12 protein-coding genes and 2 rRNA genes (1 of these 14 only partly in view) are annotated in these 19743 nt (G+C 59.9%); 10 read left to right on the forward strand and 4 right to left on the reverse strand.

Annotation, left to right across the window (positions count from 1 at the left end):
- Positions 1–201, reverse strand: a protein-coding gene (locus OKW30_RS31315; RefSeq protein WP_429346789.1) for an IS3 family transposase (it extends 977 nt beyond the left edge of the window). Within the gene, positions 1–201 belong to an annotated coding region that runs on past the window's edge; the region does not span the whole gene.
- A 110-nt stretch (positions 202–311) separates the two neighbouring features.
- Here OKW30_RS31315 and OKW30_RS31320 point away from each other — a divergent pair.
- Together OKW30_RS31320 and rrf are read left to right on the forward strand one after the other, a co-directional pair.
- Positions 312–3297 (forward strand): 23S ribosomal RNA (locus OKW30_RS31320).
- Between the two features lie 225 nt (positions 3298–3522).
- Positions 3523–3636, forward strand: a 5S ribosomal RNA gene (gene rrf, locus OKW30_RS31325).
- 72 nt (positions 3637–3708) lie between these two features.
- On the opposite strand, the gene OKW30_RS31330 is transcribed toward rrf, so the two are convergent.
- Genes OKW30_RS31330 through OKW30_RS31340 form a run of 3 tightly spaced genes read right to left on the reverse strand, consistent with a single transcriptional unit; the run spans position 3709 to position 8268 of the window.
- Entirely contained in the window at positions 3709–4941 is a 1233-nt protein-coding gene (locus OKW30_RS31330; RefSeq protein WP_429349200.1) for a lipocalin-like domain-containing protein, read from the reverse strand.
- Positions 4942–4967: 26 nt separating this feature from the next.
- Complete coding sequence (locus OKW30_RS31335) at positions 4968–7547, reverse strand: FtsX-like permease family protein (RefSeq protein ID WP_429348516.1); 2580 nt, start codon at positions 7545–7547, stop codon at positions 4968–4970.
- Positions 7537–8268 (reverse strand): ABC transporter ATP-binding protein, encoded by a 732-nt coding sequence (locus OKW30_RS31340; RefSeq protein ID WP_184072885.1) that lies wholly within the window; start codon positions 8266–8268, stop codon positions 7537–7539. Before OKW30_RS31340 ends, OKW30_RS31335 begins: the two co-directional genes overlap by 11 nt.
- A 685-nt stretch (positions 8269–8953) precedes the next feature.
- Between OKW30_RS31340 and OKW30_RS31345 the strand changes: the two genes are divergently transcribed.
- The 8 genes from OKW30_RS31345 to OKW30_RS31380 all read left to right on the forward strand — a co-directional run bounded on the left by OKW30_RS31345 (position 8954) and on the right by OKW30_RS31380 (position 19741).
- Positions 8954–10510, forward strand: coding sequence for a complex I subunit 4 family protein (locus OKW30_RS31345; RefSeq protein ID WP_429348517.1), 1557 nt, complete (start codon positions 8954–8956; stop codon positions 10508–10510).
- Positions 10511–10901: 391 nt separating this feature from the next.
- On the forward strand, positions 10902–11795 hold the full coding sequence (gene cyoA, locus OKW30_RS31350; RefSeq protein WP_187629045.1) for a ubiquinol oxidase subunit II: 894 nt from the start codon (positions 10902–10904) through the stop codon (positions 11793–11795).
- Positions 11796–11798: 3 nt separating this feature from the next.
- Positions 11799–13820, forward strand: a complete 2022-nt coding sequence (cyoB, locus tag OKW30_RS31355) for a cytochrome o ubiquinol oxidase subunit I (protein WP_184072891.1) — start codon at positions 11799–11801, stop codon at positions 13818–13820.
- On the forward strand, positions 13820–14425 hold the full coding sequence (gene cyoC, locus OKW30_RS31360) for a cytochrome o ubiquinol oxidase subunit III (protein ID WP_018425052.1): 606 nt from the start codon (positions 13820–13822) through the stop codon (positions 14423–14425). The genes cyoB and cyoC overlap by 1 nt, the downstream gene beginning before the upstream one ends.
- Complete coding sequence (gene cyoD, locus OKW30_RS31365; RefSeq protein ID WP_090805900.1) at positions 14426–14767, forward strand: cytochrome o ubiquinol oxidase subunit IV; 342 nt, start codon at positions 14426–14428, stop codon at positions 14765–14767.
- 750 nt (positions 14768–15517) lie between these two features.
- The gene (locus tag OKW30_RS31370; RefSeq protein WP_429348518.1) at positions 15518–15922 is read left to right on the forward strand and encodes a hypothetical protein; all 405 of its coding nucleotides are present in this window, start codon (positions 15518–15520) and stop codon (positions 15920–15922) included.
- A gap of 1499 nt (positions 15923–17421) precedes the next feature.
- Positions 17422–18207: an SDR family NAD(P)-dependent oxidoreductase gene (locus OKW30_RS31375; protein WP_184073015.1), complete on the forward strand. Its 786-nt coding sequence runs from the start codon at positions 17422–17424 to the stop codon at positions 18205–18207.
- Between the two features lies 1 nt (position 18208).
- Positions 18209–19741 (forward strand): LTA synthase family protein, encoded by a 1533-nt coding sequence (locus tag OKW30_RS31380; protein WP_429348519.1) that lies wholly within the window; start codon positions 18209–18211, stop codon positions 19739–19741.
- The last annotated feature ends 2 nt before the right edge of the window (positions 19742–19743 follow it).

Raw genomic sequence — 19743 nt, forward strand, 5'->3', positions numbered from 1 at the left:
TTGCTGTTCGGCCGTCAGCGGCTTGCCCGCGCCAGCACCGCCCGCGCATTCCGCGTCGTACTGCGCCAGCCAGCGCCGTACCCCCGTCTCGCCAAGGTCCATCGACCGGCAAACCTCGCCCACCGACAAGCCTTGGTCTCGTATCATCTTCACCACTTCCAGCTTGAAGCTGGCATCGAATTGTCGGCGCTTCCTTGTCATCTAGCTCTGTTCCTCGTCGATTCCGGATTGTCCTCCTATCGACCTGTCCGAGGGAATTAGACCATTACAAAGCGCTAACGTGGGTCGACACAGAGACACACCCGTTATAGGGTCAAGCGAACAAGTGCATGTGGTGGATGCCTTGGCGATCACAGGCGATGAAGGACGCGGTAGCCTGCGAAAAGCTCCGGGGAGCTGGCAAACGAGCATTGATCCGGAGATGTCCGAATGGGGAAACCCACTCCTAATGGAGTATCCGTAGCTGAATCCATAGGCTACGTGAAGCGAACGCGGTGAACTGAAACATCTAAGTAACCGCAGGAAAAGAAATCAACCGAGATTCCCAGAGTAGTGGCGAGCGAAATGGGATCAGCCGGTACACGTTATCTGTATTGTTAGTCGAACGCTCTGGAAAGTGCGGCCATAGCAGGTGATAGCCCTGTAGACGAAAACAGCATGGAAGAACTGGGTGTACGAGAAGTAGGGCGGGACACGTGAAATCCTGTCTGAAGATGGGGGGACCATCCTCCAAGGCTAAATACTCGTGATCGACCGATAGTGAACCAGTACCGTGAGGGAAAGGCGAAAAGAACCCCGGGAGGGGAGTGAAACAGATCCTGAAACCGCATGCATACAAACAGTCGGAGCCCCGCTTTAAGCGCTTTCGGCGCATTCATGAAATGAATGCGTCAAAAGACATCAAGTCTGAAACATGACCACTGCGCGCTTGAAGTGGATTTAAGCGCGAGAGCGCTTAAAGCGGGGTGACGGCGTACCTTTTGTATAATGGGTCAGCGACTTACATTCAGTGGCGAGCTTAACCGATTAGGGCAGGCGTAGCGAAAGCGAGTCCGAACAGGGCGTCCAGTCGCTGGGTGTAGACCCGAAACCAGGTGATCTATCCATGGCCAGGTTGAAGGCACGGTAACACGTGCTGGAGGACCGAACCCACTAACGTTGAAAAGTTAGGGGATGAGCTGTGGATAGGGGTGAAAGGCTAAACAAACCTGGAAATAGCTGGTTCTCTCCGAAAACTATTTAGGTAGTGCCTCGTGTCTCACCTTCGGGGGTAGAGCACTGTCATGGTTGTGGGGTCCATTGCGGATTACTACGCCATAGCAAACTCCGAATACCGAAGAGTGCAATCACGGGAGACAGACATCGGGTGCTAACGTCCGGTGTCAAGAGGGAAACAACCCAGACCGCCAGCTAAGGTCCCCAAATATGGCTAAGTGGGAAACGAAGTGGGAAGGCTAAAACAGTCAGGAGGTTGGCTTAGAAGCAGCCACCCTTTAAAGAAAGCGTAATAGCTCACTGATCGAGTCGTCCTGCGCGGAAGATGTAACGGGGCTAAGCCATATACCGAAGCTGCGGATGCACAGTAATGTGCATGGTAGGAGAGCGTTCCGTAAGCCTGCGAAGGTGCACTGGAAAGTGTGCTGGAGGTATCGGAAGTGCGAATGCTGACATGAGTAGCGATAAAGGGGGTGAAAGGCCCCCTCGCCGTAAGCCCAAGGTTTCCTACGCAACGTTCATCGGCGTAGGGTGAGTCGGCCCCTAAGGCGAGGCAGAAATGCGTAGCTGATGGGAAGCAGATTAATATTTCTGCACCATTGTGAAATGCGATGGGGGGACGGATCGCGGAAGGTTGTCCGGGTGTTGGAAGTCCCGGTCCTTGCATTGGAGAAGGCGCTTTGGCAAATCCGGGCGCGCAATTCAAGGGTGCGAGGCGAGCCACTTCGGTGGCGAAGCAACTGGAAGGGGTTCCAGGAAAAGCCTCTAAGCTTCAGTTTCACAGTGACCGTACCGCAAACCGACACAGGTGGGCGAGATGAGTATTCTAAGGCGCTTGAGAGAACTCGGGAGAAGGAACTCGGCAAATTGGTACCGTAACTTCGGGATAAGGTACGCCCTCATAGCCTGACTGGCCTGCGCCAGAAGGGTGAAAGGGTTGCAATAAACTGGTGGCTGCGACTGTTTAATAAAAACACAGCACTCTGCAAACACGAAAGTGGACGTATAGGGTGTGACGCCTGCCCGGTGCCGGAAGATTAAATGATGGGGTGCAAGCTCCTGATTGAAGTCCCGGTAAACGGCGGCCGTAACTATAACGGTCCTAAGGTAGCGAAATTCCTTGTCGGGTAAGTTCCGACCTGCACGAATGGCGTAACGATGGCCACACTGTCTCCTCCCGAGACTCAGCGAAGTTGAAGTGTTTGTGATGATGCAATCTCCCCGCGGCTAGACGGAAAGACCCCATGAACCTTTACTGTAGCTTTGCATTGGACTTTGAACCGGTCTGTGTAGGATAGGTGGGAGGCTATGAAGTTGGGACGCCAGTCTCAATGGAGCCGTCCTTGAAATACCACCCTGATCTGTTTGAGGTTCTAACCTTGGCCCGTGATCCGGGTCGGGGACAGTGCATGGTAGGCAGTTTGACTGGGGCGGTCTCCTCCCAAAGTGTAACGGAGGAGTACGAAGGTACGCTAGGTACGGTCGGAAATCGTGCTGATAGTGCAATGGCATAAGCGTGCTTGACTGTGAGACTGACAAGTCGAACAGGTGCGAAAGCAGGTCATAGTGATCCGGTGGTTCTGTATGGAAGGGCCATCGCTCAACGGATAAAAGGTACTCTGGGGATAACAGGCTGATACCGCCCAAGAGTTCATATCGACGGCGGTGTTTGGCACCTCGATGTCGGCTCATCTCATCCTGGGGCTGTAGCCGGTCCCAAGGGTATGGCTGTTCGCCATTTAAAGAGGTACGTGAGCTGGGTTTAAAACGTCGTGAGACAGTTTGGTCCCTATCTGCCGTGGGCGCTGGATATTTGAAGGGGGCTGCTCCTAGTACGAGAGGACCGGAGTGGACGAACCTCTGGTGTACCGGTTGTCACGCCAGTGGCATCGCCGGGTAGCTATGTTCGGAAGAGATAACCGCTGAAAGCATCTAAGCGGGAAACTCGCCTTAAGATGAGATATCCCCGGGGCTTCGAGCCCCTTGAAGGGTCGTTCAAGACCAGGACGTTGATAGGTCAGGTGTGCACGTACAGTAATGTACTGAGCTAACTGATACTAATTGCCCGTAAGGCTTGATCCTATAACAGGTGTGTCTCGACCGGCGTTAGTGCCTGAGCACTGACGCCGGTCCGATCCCCGAAGGGGATTGGTGTGAACTCCCGCGGGAGCCAGCAGAAACGCACGGTTGGGATTCAGTGTTGTGCCAGAAACAACACAACCCCCCACCCGAATCCTTTACGCTTCTTCCCGATTGGCTGTGGCGCAACCGGTTGACTCCAACCCTGCGACGCAGCAACCCGTCATGCCTGATGACCATAGCGAGTCGGTCCCACCCCTTCCCATCCCGAACAGGACCGTGAAACGACTCCACGCCGATGATAGTGCGGATTGCCCGTGTGAAAGTAGGTAATCGTCAGGCTCCCCCCCAGTCAGAAACCCCACCCGCCGCGGTGGGGTTTCTGCGTTTACGCGGCCGACTTTGCGCGCTTCACTACTTTCCGATCCGCAACGCATCCGCGTAACCCGTCAGTTCCAGATAGGCTCGCCCTACATCCGCATTCTGTTGACTCACCCGTACCGCGCCTTCCCAGTACACGGCACCGGTCGACTGTCGTGAGTCGAGTTCCTGATCGTCCATCAGCGGATCGAGTTGCCATGTCAGCGTTCCCGCTCTAACCGTCATCGAGACCGGATACGAAGTATTCGTGTGCGGCGAGCGCCACATGCGACGCGGCGTGAAGTCGACTTCACCGGGGTCGAAATTCGTTACCTGACCATCGGGTCTGCGAAGCGTCGCGTGGGCCCATATTGCATGTCCGTCGCGGCTGCGGATCTTGAACGCCATTAGCGCCGAGCCGTCCGTCAAATTGGCGCCGAGCCAATCCCATCCGACCGCATTGGCGTCGAGCAACGTGCTCGACCACTCGTGATCGAGCCATGCGGTCCCCGTCACTGCTGCATCGCGCGTTGTGTCGTTTCCACCTCCGGCTGGGCGCACCACAGTGCCCGTCACGCGGAGTTGCGGTTCGCTGTAGTAATAGCTCGCCTGTTCGGGCCGCGGTCCTTTGCGCGAGTAACCGCGCTCGCCCTGAATCAGCGGAGGCTGCGTTGGCGTGAGTTGGAGGTGTAGCGAGAATCCACTTGCATCGGCGGTGACGTCGTAGTGGCCGTCCGCGGCGCGCATCATTTTCCAGGCGTCGAGTTTGACGTCGGTGTTGGCGGTCTTCGCGTAGGCGAGCCCGAGACCCTGCCGAGCGATGCGTTGATCGTGAACGAGGTGTCCGATGGCCGGATCGCTCAGCGCAGCGTGCGCGATGATCAGTTGCGACGGGGCGAAATCGCCGGGATCGGCGGCATCGTGACCAGTCGCCGTACGGAAGAACGTGATCTGGAATCCGAGCGGTCGGTTGTCGGGCGTCGTGAGCCAGCCTGTCGCGTACCACCATTCGGTGCGGAAAGCCGGATGAGCACCGCTGTCCCGCGGAAACGAGATCGGATGGTCTGGCGTGACTGCCGCGAAGGCGACCGGGGTGGATCCAGTGGAGTCGCTACTAGCGGCGAAAGAGGGCGACACAGCGGCTATGCCAATCCAAAGTAGCCCTCGGAAAAAAAGCTGAAGGCGCCGCGGAGGTGACCCGCCGTGTCGGCGCGCGATGCACGTCGCGCAGCCATCAAGCGCAGAGCAAACCTGGCGAATAGCCGCGCTATCCCAGATCAACCGCATTTTCCACGCACGCCGCGCAACTGGCATCACCAGTCCTCCTTCACCGCGCGCACTGCATCCACCGACACCGCGCCGCGTCCCGCGACTACCGCCGTCGTACACGACAGCACCAGCATTACCAACGCGACTGTGCCAAGCACTAACCACGGTACATGAAGCGACATGCTCCAGTGAAACGACTGCGGATTGACGACGAACACGAGAATCAGGCTGATCGCGAAACCAAGCGCGAAACCGAGCGCAATGCCGCATGCGGTAAGCAGACCGCCCTCCGAAGCGAGGATCGCGAGAATCTGCGCGCGCGTCACCCCGACGTGGCGCAACATCCCGAACTCACGGGCGCGCGCGAGCGTCTGCGCGGAAAACGTCGCTGCGACGCCGAACAATCCGATCACGATCGCCACCGCCTCGAGCAGATACGTGACCGCGAAACTGCGATCGAAGATCACCAGCGTGCGCGCACGGATCTCGCCCGGTTGCGACACCTCGAGCGAAGCGCCGAACGGCAGCGCCTTCAAACTTGCGACGACGCGTTCGACAGTCACGCCCGGCTCGACGGTCACGGCGACATCGGTTGCGGTGGAGTCGCCGGTCAGCCGCCGATAATCGGCAAGCCGTATCTGGATCGCGCCGCTCTGCCGCGCGTAGTCGCGCCAGACGCCGGCTACGACGAACGTCTGGCCATGCTCGCCGAGCGACAACCGCACACGTTGACCTAACTCATACCCATACAGGTCGATCATTGCTTCGGAGACCCAAATAGGTATGTCGCCGGCGCGAAGCGCGGACGGCGGCAGCACCGCGCCGGTCATCTGCAGAGTCGCGCCCGGATCGGTCGCGTCGATTTCGCGGGCGAGCAGCGCGACGTCCGGGCGCGCGGGATCGAGCGTCAGATGTGTGATGCGCGCGAACGCGGCGTTGCCGATGCCGGGCACCGTCGCGATGCGCGTCTGTTCGTCGGGCCGCAAGCCGCCACTGTCGCCGCTATTGCCGCCCGACGCTACGCGCACATACAGATCGGCGGACAGCAGATGCGTGATCCAGTCGTCGACAGACACGCGGAAGCTGGCCACCATGATCGCCATCGCGACGATCAGCGCGAAGCTCGACAGCACGCCGCCCATCGCGATCGACGCCTGCCCCGGCGCATTCGCGAGACGCGCAATCGCGAGCGTGCCCGTCGCGCCCGCGCGGCGTCGCGTGCCGCGCGCGCGGCCTGCCGCGCCGAATATCAGCGCGGTCACGCGCGGCATCAGCGCAATGCCGCCGACGAGCAGCAACGCGACCGCCAGATAACCGGCGATCGGCGCATCGAACCACGGCGGCACGCGCGTCAGCGCGGCGGCCGCCAGCAAACAGCCGAACGCCGGCCACGGCGTGGCGAGCCGCGCCAATGCGCTTTCCTCGGCACCGGCCTTGAGTGCCGGGGCAGGCCGTGCGCGCGCCGCGTCGATAGCGGGCGCTACGCTGCCCAACACCGACACCGCGACCCCGAGCGCGAGAAACACCGCGCTCGCGAGCGGCTCGAAACCGACTCGCGGTTGCACGCCCGGAAAATAGCCGCCGCCGAGATCGCTGCCGAAGAAGCGCAGCGCACCGCTGGCCATCGCGTAGCCGAGCGCAAGTCCACACAACGAGCCGAGCAACCCGAGCAGCGCGCCTTCGAGCAGGATCTGCCGCAATAGCTGAGCGCGCGTGAGCCCGAGCACGCGCAGCATCGCGAATTGCGATCGGCGTCGCACGACACCGAGTGCCTGAGTCGAAAACACGAGGAATGCGCCCGTGAACAGCGCGACCAGCGCGAGCACGTTCATGTTGATCCGGTAAGCACGCGACAGGCGATCGGTGCGGCTCTCAGTGTCGCGCGTCTCGGCGACTACCCATGTGCTGCCGAGCTGCTGTTGCAGATCGCGTTTGAAGCGTTGCCGATCGACGCCGCGTGCGAGTTGCACGTCAACGCGCGTCAGCTTGCCCACCTTGCCGAATCGCCATTGCGCGGCGGCGATGTCCATCACCGCGAGCCGTTGACCCGGCCGCGTGCGCACGAGCCCGCCCGCGACGCGCAGATGCAGATCCGACGTACCGCTGCGTAGCGTGACGTCATCGCCGGTCCTGACGTTCAGCCATTGCTGCGCGGCCGTCGACAGAAATATCGCATCGGAGGCGAGCGTGTCGAACGGGCGATCGGGCGAGGGCACGCCGATCAGATCGGGCGTGATCGACCTCGCCTTGAAGACATCGATGCCGAGAACGGGCAGTGCACCGGTGCGGCCCGGCACCGCGACGTCGAGCGCGAGCACGGGACTCGCCAGCACCACGCCCGGTTCGTTGGCGAGTCGCGGATAGAGGGACTCGTCGACAAAAGGCTGCGCGCCGCGCACCTGCAGATCCGCTTCGCCTGACAGACTGCGCGCAGCCGCCGAGAATTCGTTGAAGGCGGCGCTGTTGATCAATTGCACCGCGTAGCCGAGCGCGACGCCTAGCGCGATCGTCGCGATGGCGACGAGTGCGCGTCCGCGATGACTGCGCCATTCCGCGACCATCAGCCAGCGCGCGAGAACACGATATCCCGGCGCGCGCGGCAGTGGACGAAGGTCAACGGCCATCGTGGGTCGAGCGGGCCGCGGCGTGCGCGACGTTCGCGGCCTTATCGCGCGCGCCATGCAAGCCGCCCTCGCTGAGGATCAACACGCGGTCCGCCACGGCGGCCGCGGCCTCCGAATGCGTGACCATGATCGTCGCCGCGCCGGTCGCCTTGCTTTGCGCGCGGAACAGGCCGAGCACGTCGCGCGCGGTGGCAGGGTCGAGGTTGCCGGTCGGTTCGTCGGCGAGAAGCAGCGTCGGACGATGCACGAGTGCGCGTGCAATGGCTACACGCTGCAACTCGCCGCCGGAGAGATCGCGCGGAAAGTCGTCGCCGCGTCCGCCGAGGCCGACCGCCGCGAGCATGTCGAGCGCGGCGGCCGTCGGTAGATCATTGAGCAGCAGCGGCAGCGCGACGTTCTGCGCGAGCGTCAGATGCGGCAGCACGTGAAACGCCTGGAACACGAAGCCGAGCTTCTGGCGCCGCAGTCGCGTCGCGGCGTTGTCGTCGAGTTGTTCGACCGGGCGTCCGTCGATTAGCACGCTGCCGCTATCGGCGCGGTCGAGCCCGGCGATCAGGTTGAGCAATGTCGACTTGCCGACGCCCGAGTCGCCCATGATCGCGACGAACTCGCCCGCAGCGAGTGTGAAGTCGAGCTGCGCGAGCACGATGCGGCCGGTGCCGTACCGCTTGCTCAGGCCGCGGCATTCGAGTGCGGATACGACGTCGTCACGAAGCGCCATGCGAGGAGGTCCGGAAAAGGAGTCGGGCGAGGGGAGCCCGCTGCGCGAATTGAGTGTGCCTCGCCGCGCGAGTTTCTGCAGCAGTTACCATGGCGCGGCGCTGGCCTGTGTAAGGAAAACGGAAGATTCGTGCGCCTGGAGTGGAACATTTTCAGCGCACCTTGATCGAGGCGCGCGGCACCGCTCGCGACCTCCTCGCCGGTCGGTTTAGACCGCCCGCACCAAAATTTTTTTATCGCCGACGCGGCAAATTTTTGTTTGGTTGCCGCTCGTGCCCGACCGTCAAAAAGCACTCGAGAGCACGATCCGTTCCAGTCGAACCAGCCCCATAAACAGCGAATGTCTAACAGCGGCCAACCTCCGGCTAATTGCCAGCTTTTGCTGCCAAACTGCCAAGGCCTAACGACGCCTTTGTAACAATGTGCAAGCGCACATTTCGATGCATTTTGCAAGCGCCTACGTCGCAACAATGTATTGTGGCGCGGATTTCGCGGCTGTTGCGATGCAAAATTATTCTTATCTTGGTAATCTCCCACCCTTGGTCAGTCGGCTGCGGGTAAACGTGTAGCGGGAATCCCGCCACGCGTCAATTTCAGCGAACTCCAACTTACATTTCCATTTCAATGCCTGCTTGTTTCAGGGGGTGTTGACGCGGCGTTTTGTACTTCAAGTTTTGACAGAGCACATGCCATTGCCTCTCCTAAGTCTTCTCATCTGGATCCCCATCGTCGCCGGGTTCGTCGTTCTGCGCGCCGGGTCGGACGCGGCGCGTGATCGCACGCGCTGGCTCGCGCTGATCGGCGCGGTGGCGGGTTTCTTGCCGGTGATCCCGCTCGTGGCGAGTTTCCGTAACGACGTGACCTCGATGCAGTTCGTCGAGAATGTCCGCTGGTCGCCGACGTTCGATATCGCATGGCATGTGGGAATCGACGGGATTTCGCTGTGGCTGGTCGCGCTGACCGCGCTGACGACGATCATCATCGTGATCGCGTCGTGGGAGTCGATCACGCAGCGCACCGCCCAGTACTTCGGCGCGTTCCTGATGCTGTCGGGCTTCATGCAGGGTGTGTTCACGTCCCTCGACGGCATGATGTTCTTCATTGCGTTCGAGGCGACGCTGATCCCGCTGTATCTGCTGATCGGCACCTACGGTCACAAGAACCGCACGTATGCGGCGGTGAAGTTCTTCTTCGTGTCGTTCCTCGGCTCGCTGATGATGCTGATGTCGCTGCTCTACCTGTATAGCCAGACGCATAGCTTCGACCTCGCCGTGTGGCGCGAAGCGCACCTCGACATGGTGCCGCAGGCGCTGATCTTCCTCGGCTTCCTTGCCGCGTTCGGCGTGAAGGTGCCGATGTGGCCGCTGCACACGTGGCTGCCCGACGTGCACCTCGACGGCCCGACGGGCGCCGCGGTGATGATCGGCATGCTGAAGATCGGCGGTTATGGTCTGCTGCGTTTCGCGCTGCCGATCGCGCCGCAAGCGAGCCATTTCTTCGCGCCGATGATGATCACGCTGTCGCTCGTCGCGGTGATCTATTCGAGCCTGCTCGCACTCGTGCAGACCGACATGCGCCGCCTGCTCGCGTATTCGACGGTCGCGCATATGGGCCTCGTCACGCTCGGTCTGTTCGTCTTCAACCGCTTCGGCCAGTCCGGCGCAATCGTGCAGATGATCTCGTACGGCGTGGTGTCCGGCGCGATGCTGTTGTGCACCGGCATGCTCTACGATCGCACGAAATCCGCGTCGATCGCCGAATACGGCGGCGTCGCCAACACGATGCCGCGCTTTGCCGCTTTCGTGATGCTGTTCTCGATGGCCAACATCGGTCTGCCGGGCACGTCGGGTTTCGTCGGCGAATTCATGGTGCTGATGGGCGCGATCCGCTTCAACTTCTGGATCGGTGCGATCGCCGCGACCACCCTGATCCTGAGCGCGGCCTATACGCTGTGGATGTACAAGCGCGTGATCTTCGGTGCGATCGCCAACGCGCGCGTGGCGAAGCTGAAGGACCTCGGCAAGCGCGAGTTCGTGCTGCTCGGTGCGTTGGCGCTGCTGGTGCTCGCGATCGGTCTCGACCCGAAGCCGTTCACCGATGCGATCGATCCGTCGGTCGGCACGCTACTCGCGCAATCGGAACGCTCGGCGCTGCCTTCGGACTCGGTGCCGACGGAAGGCGGCGAGCATCTGCAGGCAGCGGCGCCCGGACCGGCTCCCGTCGCCACGCAGACTCCGGGTTAAAAGAACAGAGCGCAAGAGTCGGTGTCGCACCCGCGCGTCAGGATGCGGCGACGCTTTTGCGCTTTTGCGCGTCGTTATCAATCCCTTTGTGAATGCATGCGTGTTGCAGTACGTCGAAAACCGCTGCGCGTCCAGCGATTTTTAGCGCTTATTTCAGGGGACTTTCGCGATGCGTGAGCTTTTCGATGCTTCGTTTCGAAGCGTCGCAAACGACGCTGGTGAATAGGGTGCGCGGGGAAATGCGGCAACGTGTCGCACTGCGTCGCGACGCAATAGTTCGTTGCTAAATCGAGTGTTTATTAGCATCCGATGCCCCCCTATTATGCGAGCGCTTATTAATGGAGAGCCGTCGAATGACGTTCGTTGAAGCCAAAAAAACGAGGCAGTGGATATGAAAGGACGGACGCTAGGAAGGCCGGCAAGTTTCATTTCCGCCAGCCTCATGTTGCTGCTTTCGGGTTGCAGCAACCTCGATATTCTGAATCCGAAGGGCAGTGTGGGACTCGCGGAGCGTGATCTGATCGCGACTTCGACGTGGGCCATGCTGATCGTCGTGGTGCCCGTCATTGCGTTGACTCTGTTTTTCGCGTGGCGTTATCGCGCGTCGAACCGGAACGCCGAGTACCGTCCGGGTTGGACGCATAGCACCGCAATCGAAGTCGCTGTCTGGACGATTCCGACGCTGATCATTCTGTTCCTCGCCGTGTTGACCTGGAAGAGCACGCATGAGCTCGATCCGTATCGTCCGCTCGAGTCGCAGGTCAAGCCGATCAACGTCGAAGTCGTCGCACTCGACTGGAAGTGGCTGTTCATTTATCCGGACCTCGGCATCGCATCGGTGAACCAGCTCGCGATCCCGGTCGGCACGCCGGTGAACTTCCGGATCACGTCGGACACGGTGATGAACTCGTTCTTCATCCCGCAGCTGGGCGGCCAGATCTACGCCATGGCGGGCATGCAGACGCGCCTGCATCTGATCGCGGATCACGCCGGCGACTACGCGGGCCTCGCGGCAAACTTCAGCGGCAAGGGCTTCTCGGACATGAAGTTCCGCACGCTCGCGACGTCGCCTGAAGACTTCAACGCGTGGGTTGCGAAGGTGCGCGCTTCGTCGGACCGCCTCGACATGGACCGCTATCACGCGGTGTCGGAGCCGAGCGAAAAGGACCCGGTCCGGTACTTCTCGACCGTCGATCCGAAGCTCTTCAACAACATCATTGCCCGCTACAACAACGGCAACGTCATCGACAACTTGAAGGACGCCAACTGTGCGCCGAAGGGGTAACGCATGTTCGGAAAACTAACGCTCGATGCGATTCCGTATCACGAGCCCATCATCGTTACGGCGGGCGGCGGCATGGTGCTCGCCGCGCTGGCCGTGCTCGGCGGAATCACGTATTTCGGCAAATGGCGCTACCTGTGGAGCGAATGGCTGACGTCCGTCGATCATAAGAAGATCGGCGTCATGTACATCGTCGTTGCGTTCATCATGCTGCTGCGCGGCTTCGCCGACGCGATCATGATGCGTATGCAGCTGGCGCTGTCGTACCTGAGCCCTGGCTTTCTGCCGCCGCATCACTATGATCAGGTCTTCACCGCGCACGGCGTCATCATGATCTTCTTCATGGCGATGACGTTCATGGTCGGTCTGATGAACCTCGTCGTGCCGCTGCAGATCGGCGCGCGCGACGTCGCGTTCCCGTTCATCAACTCGCTGAGTTTCTGGATGACGGCCGTCAGCGCGATCCTGATCAACATTTCGCTGGTGATCGGTGAATTCGGGCAGACGGGCTGGCTCGCTTATCCGCCGCTGTCCGAACTGCAGTTCAGCCCCGGTGTCGGCGTCGACTATTACCTGTGGAGCTTGCAGCTCTCCGGTATCGGCACCTTGCTGACCGGTGTGAACTTCTTCGTGACGATCGTGAAGATGCGCGCGCCCGGCATGTCGTTCATGAAGATGCCGGTGTTCACGTGGACCGCGCTGTGCACGAACGTGCTGATCATGGCGTCGTTCCCGATCCTGACCGTCACGCTCGCGCTGCTCGGTCTGGACCGATACCTCGGCATGCACTTCTTCACAAACGATGCCGGCGGCAACGCGATGCTGTACCTGAACCTGATCTGGGCCTGGGGTCACCCCGAGGTGTACATCCTGATCCTGCCGGCGTTCGGTATCTTCTCGGAAGTCGTCGCGACCTTCGCGAAAAAGCCGTTGTTCGGCTACAAGACGATGGTGTGGGCGACGTGCGCGATCATGGTGCTGTCGTTCCTCGTGTGGCTGCACCACTTCTTCACGATGGGTTCGGGCGCCGACGTCAATGCGTTCTTCGGTATCGCGACCATGGTGATTGCGATCCCGACCGGCGTCAAAGTGTTCAACTGGCTGTTCACGATCTACAAGGGTCGTCTGCAATTCACGACGCCGATTCTGTGGACCCTCGGCTTCATGGTGACCTTCACGATCGGCGGTATGACCGGCGTGATGATGGCGATTCCGGGCGCGGACTTCGTGCTGCACAACAGCCTGTTCCTGATCGCTCACTTCCATAACGTGATTATCGGTGGCGTGCTGTTCGGCTATCTGGCCGGCTTCAACTACTGGTTCCCGAAGGCGTTCGGCTTCAAGTTGAACGAGAAGATCGGCAAGGCCGCGTTCTGGTTCTGGCAGGTTGGCTTCTGGGTTGCGTTCACGCCGCTGTACGTGCTCGGCTTCATGGGCATGACGCGTCGTCTGAACCACTACGACAACCCGGCATGGCATCCGTGGCTGATCGCCGCCGCGTTTGGCGCGGTGCTGATCGCAATCGGTATCGCTTGCCAGTTGCTGCAACTGGTCGTCAGCATCCGCGATCGCAACCTGCCGGAAAACCGCGATCTCACGGGCGATCCGTGGGACGGTCATACGCTGGAATGGGCGACGAGCTCGCCGCCGCCGGCCTATAACTTCGCGCATATCCCGGACGTCCGCTCGCTCGACGCGTTTACCGAAATGAAGTCGCGCAAGGGCGGTGTGAAAGTGCCGGTGTATCGCGACATTCACATGCCGTCGAATACGTCCGCGGGTCTGTTGGTGGGTCTGTTCTCGCTGGTGCTCGGTTTTGCCGGTGTGTGGCACATCTGGTGGCTTGCGATCGTTGGCGCGGTCGGCGCGATCGCCACCGTGATCATCTACAGCTTCATGGACAACGACGGCTATTACATTCCTGCCGACACTGTCGCGCTGATTGAAGAGAATCGCAACGGCGGTGCTGGTGCCGTGGCCGGTGTCGGCGCAAGCGCCGGCAAGCAGGTCGCGCTGGAGGTGGACTGATGTTACAGAAGACAATTGCGGTTGAGCCGCAACTCGCGCCGGACCATGTGCCGTCGCACTCGGTGTTCGGTTTCTGGCTGTACCTGATGACCGACTGCATCATCTTCGCGGCGCTGTTCGCGGTGTTCGCGGTGATGAGCCACCAGTTCGCGGGCGGTCCGAGCGGCAAGGACCTGTTCGAGATTCCGGGCGTCGCACTTGAAACGACGATGCTGCTGCTCTCGAGTATCACGTACGGCTTCGCGATGCTCGGCGCGCACAAGAACCGCAAGGGCGTGCTGCTCGGCTGGCTCGGCGTGACGTTCCTGCTGGGCCTCGCGTTCCTCGTGCTGGAAATGCGCGAGTTCTCGCACCTGATCGCCGAAGGCGCGGGTCCGAGCCGCAGCGCGTTCCTGTCGTCGTTCTTCACGCTGGTCGGCACGCACGGCCTGCACGTGACGTTCGGCCTGATCTGGATGGTCGTGCTGGCGCTGCAGGTGATGCGTCATCGCGACCTGACCGAACGCGACATGATCCGTCTGACGTGCCTGAGCCTTTTCTGGCACTTCCTCGACGTCGTGTGGATCGGCGTTTTCACCTTTGTCTATCTTGCGAGCGTGATCTAAATGGACCATAGTCATAGCGCCCATGGCGCACACTCGGAAGGCGGTCACGGCAGCTTCGGCAGCTATACGGCGGGCTTCGTGCTCTCCGTCATTCTGACCGTCGCGGCCTTCGCGATCGTGATGACCGGCACGTTGACGGGCCAGAGCGCGTTGCTCGCGATCGCGGGTCTCGCGTTCGTGCAGATCCTCGTGCATCTGGTGTTCTTCCTGCATATGAACACGTCGTCGTCGCAGCGCTGGAATGTGACGGCGTTTGCGTTCACCGTGCTGACCGCTGTGATCGTGGTTGGCGGGACGTTGTGGGTGTTGCATAACGTCAGCATGAATATGATGTCGCGGTAGGCGGATAACGCTTTAGCGTCAAAAGAGAAGCCCCGTAAGAATGAAAGTTCTTGCGGGGCTTTTGTCATGTACGCCCGGAATCGGCGCATTCCTGCTGGTGCAAGTCTCGCCATAAGCTGGTCACGGCGGACGAAGTGAAGCGTAACCGCAGGAGGGTGACCGAGTGACAAGACCCGACGTGGAGCGTGAATCGCGAGACGATGAGCAAAAACCGTATGCAAGGCGTTGTCCAGCGGAGCGAGCAAGTACGAAATCGCGGAGCTTTAGTGAGCAAGGCGAAATGGCGTAGATGCGTTGATTGTGCGATGAAGGAGTGCGCTTTTACCTGGGAGATCTCGCCTCATGCCCGAAAGGGCAGGGGCTTCGAGCCGGGGCGAGAACTCGGCAGATACCGTAGTGTGCCCTGAGTAGCGCGTTGTTCAGGACGGTTCAAGTCCCTCTCGCGCCCGGATGAGGGAGTGCCACACCCTACAGCGGAGGGTAATACCTGGCTGGCCGAAGGCGGACCTTTCGCTTCCAACTCGTGGTATCTCCGGAGGCCGGGGTACCCGTTGCGACCGCATGCCGACTCGACGGTCAGAAAAGACATGATCGATCTGATCCGCGACCTTGGCGCGCATAATTCGGGTGTCGGCACAGCCTGGTTAAATCACATACGTCCGCGGGCTATCGGCGCGGGGGGCATGACGGCAGTTGGCACGCGATAGCATCGGAATACCGCATAACCCGGAAACTCAACGTGCAGTTAAGATGAAGCCAATTCAATTTGACACATTGGCATGTTGGAACAAGGAGGATATTCCAATGACGTCTCTACTTGACTGGTTCGCGGCGGCAAGGTGGCGCATGTCCCTGTCTCACTGTCTGGAAGGGTTGCTGGTGCAGATACCGGTTGGGCTACTGTTCGACTTCCGAATGGGGGCCCTTGCCGTAATCGTCTGGTATTGGTCGCGCAAAAAACTCGAGTGTGAACTCGAAACCTTGGATAAGGAAGAATTGCTTGCTTTCGAGTCGCACGCTTATACCTGGGCGATTGGCTGGCTCCCATGGCACTGGGACGCCTACAAAGTACTAGATCTATTGCTGCCGGCGCTGTCCGCGATGCTGATCGCCATGGCCACGCATGGTTACAGAGGACCTTTTTCGCTATTTTAGGTGCGGGTCCTATATGTATTGTTGAGAAAGAAATTCGTGCCGAAAGAAGAAGCTATTGCGGTGTACTGGGCGTCGGGCGAGGGTACCTGCCATGAGCCATTAAAACAGAGGCGGTGACGCTGTCCTGCGCGTGCCGAAAGCGGGACCGCTTTGAGTGTGCATGTCGATTCGTGCGCACATGCAACCGTGGGCACCCAACGAAAGCCGCCACGCCGGCGTGTCTCGATCGCATTCCTGTAGCTCTTCTCTGCGTGAAGTGCATTTGATCGCGACCTCGTCTTGCCATGTCTTGACGCGCAAGCGCAGAACGAAACCAACGACAACTGGGGCTAACGCTGTAGTTTAATTGTATTCGCGCCTGCGCCTCCAGGGGCCAACTCGCCGATGGAGTCCACGCGGGAAACTCAGTCGAGGTCAAGCGCGAACATCGGCACGGGCACCTCCCAATTACTCCGGCGCCAATAGGCACTGGATGATCATCAAGATAACGCACGTGGGATCGGATACGCAGATCGTCGCTCCACGAGTGGAAACCGGCCTCGAGGTAAGCCGAATCGATCGCGCTTGCGCAAACGATCGACGTCCTCTGCCAACAGTGCGAGAGACGCGATCAACCACCGAGAGTGCGGCGAGCGTGGCGGACGCGCTGGTATTGTCGTTCAACACGATAGCCGGTCGCGGTAGGTCGCGCAGTTGCGAATACCAGCGTTACGGTGAGCGATGTGAACTGCGACAAGGGTGCCGCTGGGCCAATCATGAAATGCGTTGCATCGCGAATGAATCGGATCGAAACAGGTGTTGCGCTTCAGATTTGAGGCCGCCAACCTATTCTAACAATTGTCCCAATTGAACTATTTTCGCTTCATTTGAGCATGACCAAACGTTTGCGGTGCTGGCTTTTTTACGGAAATTCAGGTGCCATTTTGAAAAATAATCTTTGCACTTTGCGAACTACTGCATTGATCTTCAGTGGAAAAGCCCGCCAATGTCTACCGGCAAAGCTGGACAGTTGAAGATGCAGATATTTGCGACCCAAGCAAGAAGAAATTTTTATTGCTCACGCGAGGGCGGCGATGGATTGGGCTTGTAACAACTGGAAATTTTCCGTCTGTTGTGAAGACGCGACTCTTACAGAAATATTCGTCAACTGTAATGGTATGAAAGAATCTTCCTGCGCTAATATTCTGCCGGCGCTTACAAGCTTGCCTTTTCGTCTCTTTCAGTACGTCTCTTCGCTCGGCACTATCCGTGTTGCGCTGGATTGAATGTTCCCGTGTCGTCGCTAGAGGACGGTGAAAGGATCGGCGCTGCAAGAGCGGACGTTCCGACTTCAAAGTTTTGATTGGCTCAAATCGACGTTAGCGGAAACAGTGGTTGTCCGGCCTCGCATGTTTTTCAATGAAGGTCTGCGCGTTTCATTCCGTGCGACCACGGCAAAGAAGCAAATAACTCCATTCACAGACCGTGGCAAAACAATATTGCTTGAGATCGGGGGAAGAGTGAGAACGAGTGTGCCGCGTGTAGTCGTTATCACTGGCGGTAGTGCCGGACTCGGGCGTGCGCTGGCCTTAAGCTATTGCGCGCCCGGTATCACGCTAGGGTTAATCGGAAGAAACGCTGAACGTCTCGAGGACGTTGCCGAGGCGTGTCGCGCGCGCGGCGCCGAGGTCGTGGTTGGCAGCGTGGACGTCCGTGATGCAGCGGCGCTTCAGGCGTGGATCTTCGATTTCGACTCGCGACATCCAATCGACTTGCTGATTGCCAATGCCGGCGTTGCCAGCACACTCCGCTCATCTGACGACTGGGAAGGCGTTAGTCGGACTGCCGAAGTCGTCGATACCAATCTCTACGGTGCTTTGCACGCAGTGCTGCCTTCCATCGAGCGCATGCGGAATCGGCGGCGCGGCCAGATCGCGATTGTCAGTTCGCTCGCCGGATTGAGGGGGATGGCAATCTCGCCGGCCTATTGCGTGAGCAAGGCCGCGCTCGTGGCGTACTGCGATTCCGTGCGTCCGGTTCTCGCACGCGACCATATTGGAATTTCAGTCGTGATGCCCGGCTTCGTGCGAACTGGGATGAGCGACGTTTTTCCTGGCAACAAGCCCTTCATATGGAGCGCCGAAAAGGCCGCCTTGTTTATCAAGAAGCGCCTGACTCGGCGTCGCGTGGAAATCGCTTTCCCTTTCGGTTTGACGCTCGGCCTCAAGTTACTACGCCTGTTGCCAGCGGCTGTCGGTGACGCAATCCTGGGTCTCCTGTTTCAGATCCCTCGTCGGAATATGTGAAGTGCCGCACGGTATTACGATCGCGGCCGCCATGGTCGCATGCTCCTTCGCCGTTGAAGCGATCTCTGTCACAAGATCGTCGCTCCGTAGGCCGCCTGTCGCGCTGATGCTGCATCTGGCGGCGCTCGCTGCCGTGACGGCAGGTTGCATCGCACTGACGGGGCGGCCGTTATTTTCGATGGGCGTCGCGTTCGTGTTGATTGGCTTGCTCGCGGTCGTCGGCAACGCCAAATACGCCTCGCTGCGCGAACCGCTGGTCTTCAGCGACCTGAGCCTTTTCAGCCAGGTCTTCTCGCATCCGCGTCTTTATTTGCCGTTTCTTGGTTTTGGCAAGCTCATCATCGTGCTCGTCGGAATAGGGGCAGCGGCGGGGGCGTTCATTGCCGAACGTCCCGTGGCGCTGCGGCAAAGATGGGCTGAGGCCGTCGTCGCATTGATTTGTCTACCAGTGTGCATCGCGCTTTCTCGTCGCTTGCCGCTCACGCTGCAACCCTTTTCGGACCAGCGCCGATTCGGTTTTTTCTCGGCGTCCGTTGCCTATTTGATCAACGGATTGAGCAGTGCGCAACGGCGCGCGTTCACTCGCGCCGAAGCTAACAGCCCGTTTTCGGTCGGGCGCCCAGACGTTCATCCGGACGTCATCGTCATTCAGAGCGAGTCGTATTTCGACGCCCGCCGGCTCGGCGAATGCGTGTCTGGCGAGCCCTATGCGCACTTCGATCGCGCAAAACGCGAGTCGTTCGAGCAAGGCGAATTGTCCGTGCCGGCCTGGGGCGCGAATACCATGCGCAGCGAATTCGCCATGCTCACCGGCCTGACGTCGGTCGAACTTGGATACGCGCGCTTTTATCCGTATATGTATGTGCGCCGCGCGTGCGCGTCGCTGGCGGGTTATTTCCGGCGCGGAGGATATCGCACGGTGGCCCTGCATCCGTACCACGCGAACTTCTTTGGCCGTCGACGGGCATTCGCGCACATGCACTTCGACCGCTTTCTGGACATTGAGCATTTCGAAGGTGCGTCTCGTGTGGGGCCTTACGTTGGGGATCTTGCGGTAGCGGACAAGCTCATCGCCCTCCTGCAGGCCAGTGACGACAAACCGCTGTTTGCGTTTGCGATCACGATGGAAAATCACGGCCCTTTGCATCTGGAGACGGTTTCCCCTGGGGAGTCCTCATCGCGGCACACGCTAGGAGACGACGCACGCTGGCTCGACCTGACCGCGTACCTTCGGCATGTGGAAAACGCGGACGCGATGATCGGCAGGTTGACCGACTATCTGCGCGGGCGTAATCGGCCGACGGTCCTGTGTTTTTATGGCGATCACGTCCCTGCTATGTCTTCCGTGTTCGATGCGCTCGAAACGGAACCGACGAACAGTGATTACTTTATTTGGCGCAATTTCGGAAGCGACACCGGCAAGCGCCGAGATGTTGGTGTCGAGACTCTCGGTTCCACGATACAGCGCGCGATGATGCCTGCCGATGGCGGCGACACCGATTCGCGCAACGAATTGCAGCAGATGCCGGCATGATG

This window comes from Paraburkholderia sp. Clong3 (genome assembly GCF_050436485.1).
Classification (GTDB): Bacteria; Pseudomonadota; Gammaproteobacteria; order Burkholderiales; family Burkholderiaceae; genus Paraburkholderia; species Paraburkholderia tuberum.

Coding starts and splice junctions, on each gene's coding strand:
- OKW30_RS31345 (WP_429348517.1), top strand. CDS start 8,954: ATGCCATTGCCTCTCCTAAGTCTTCTCATCTGGATCCCCATCGTCGCC.
- OKW30_RS31340 (WP_184072885.1), bottom strand. CDS start 8,268: ATGGCGCTTCGTGACGACGTCGTATCCGCACTCGAATGCCGCGGCCTG.
- OKW30_RS31335 (WP_429348516.1), bottom strand. CDS start 7,547: ATGGCCGTTGACCTTCGTCCACTGCCGCGCGCGCCGGGATATCGTGTT.
- cyoB (WP_184072891.1), top strand. CDS start 11,799: ATGTTCGGAAAACTAACGCTCGATGCGATTCCGTATCACGAGCCCATC.
- OKW30_RS31370 (WP_429348518.1), top strand. CDS start 15,518: ATGAAGCCAATTCAATTTGACACATTGGCATGTTGGAACAAGGAGGAT.
- cyoA (WP_187629045.1), top strand. CDS start 10,902: ATGAAAGGACGGACGCTAGGAAGGCCGGCAAGTTTCATTTCCGCCAGC.
- cyoD (WP_090805900.1), top strand. CDS start 14,426: ATGGACCATAGTCATAGCGCCCATGGCGCACACTCGGAAGGCGGTCAC.
- cyoC (WP_018425052.1), top strand. CDS start 13,820: ATGTTACAGAAGACAATTGCGGTTGAGCCGCAACTCGCGCCGGACCAT.
- OKW30_RS31330 (WP_429349200.1), bottom strand. CDS start 4,941: ATGCGGTTGATCTGGGATAGCGCGGCTATTCGCCAGGTTTGCTCTGCG.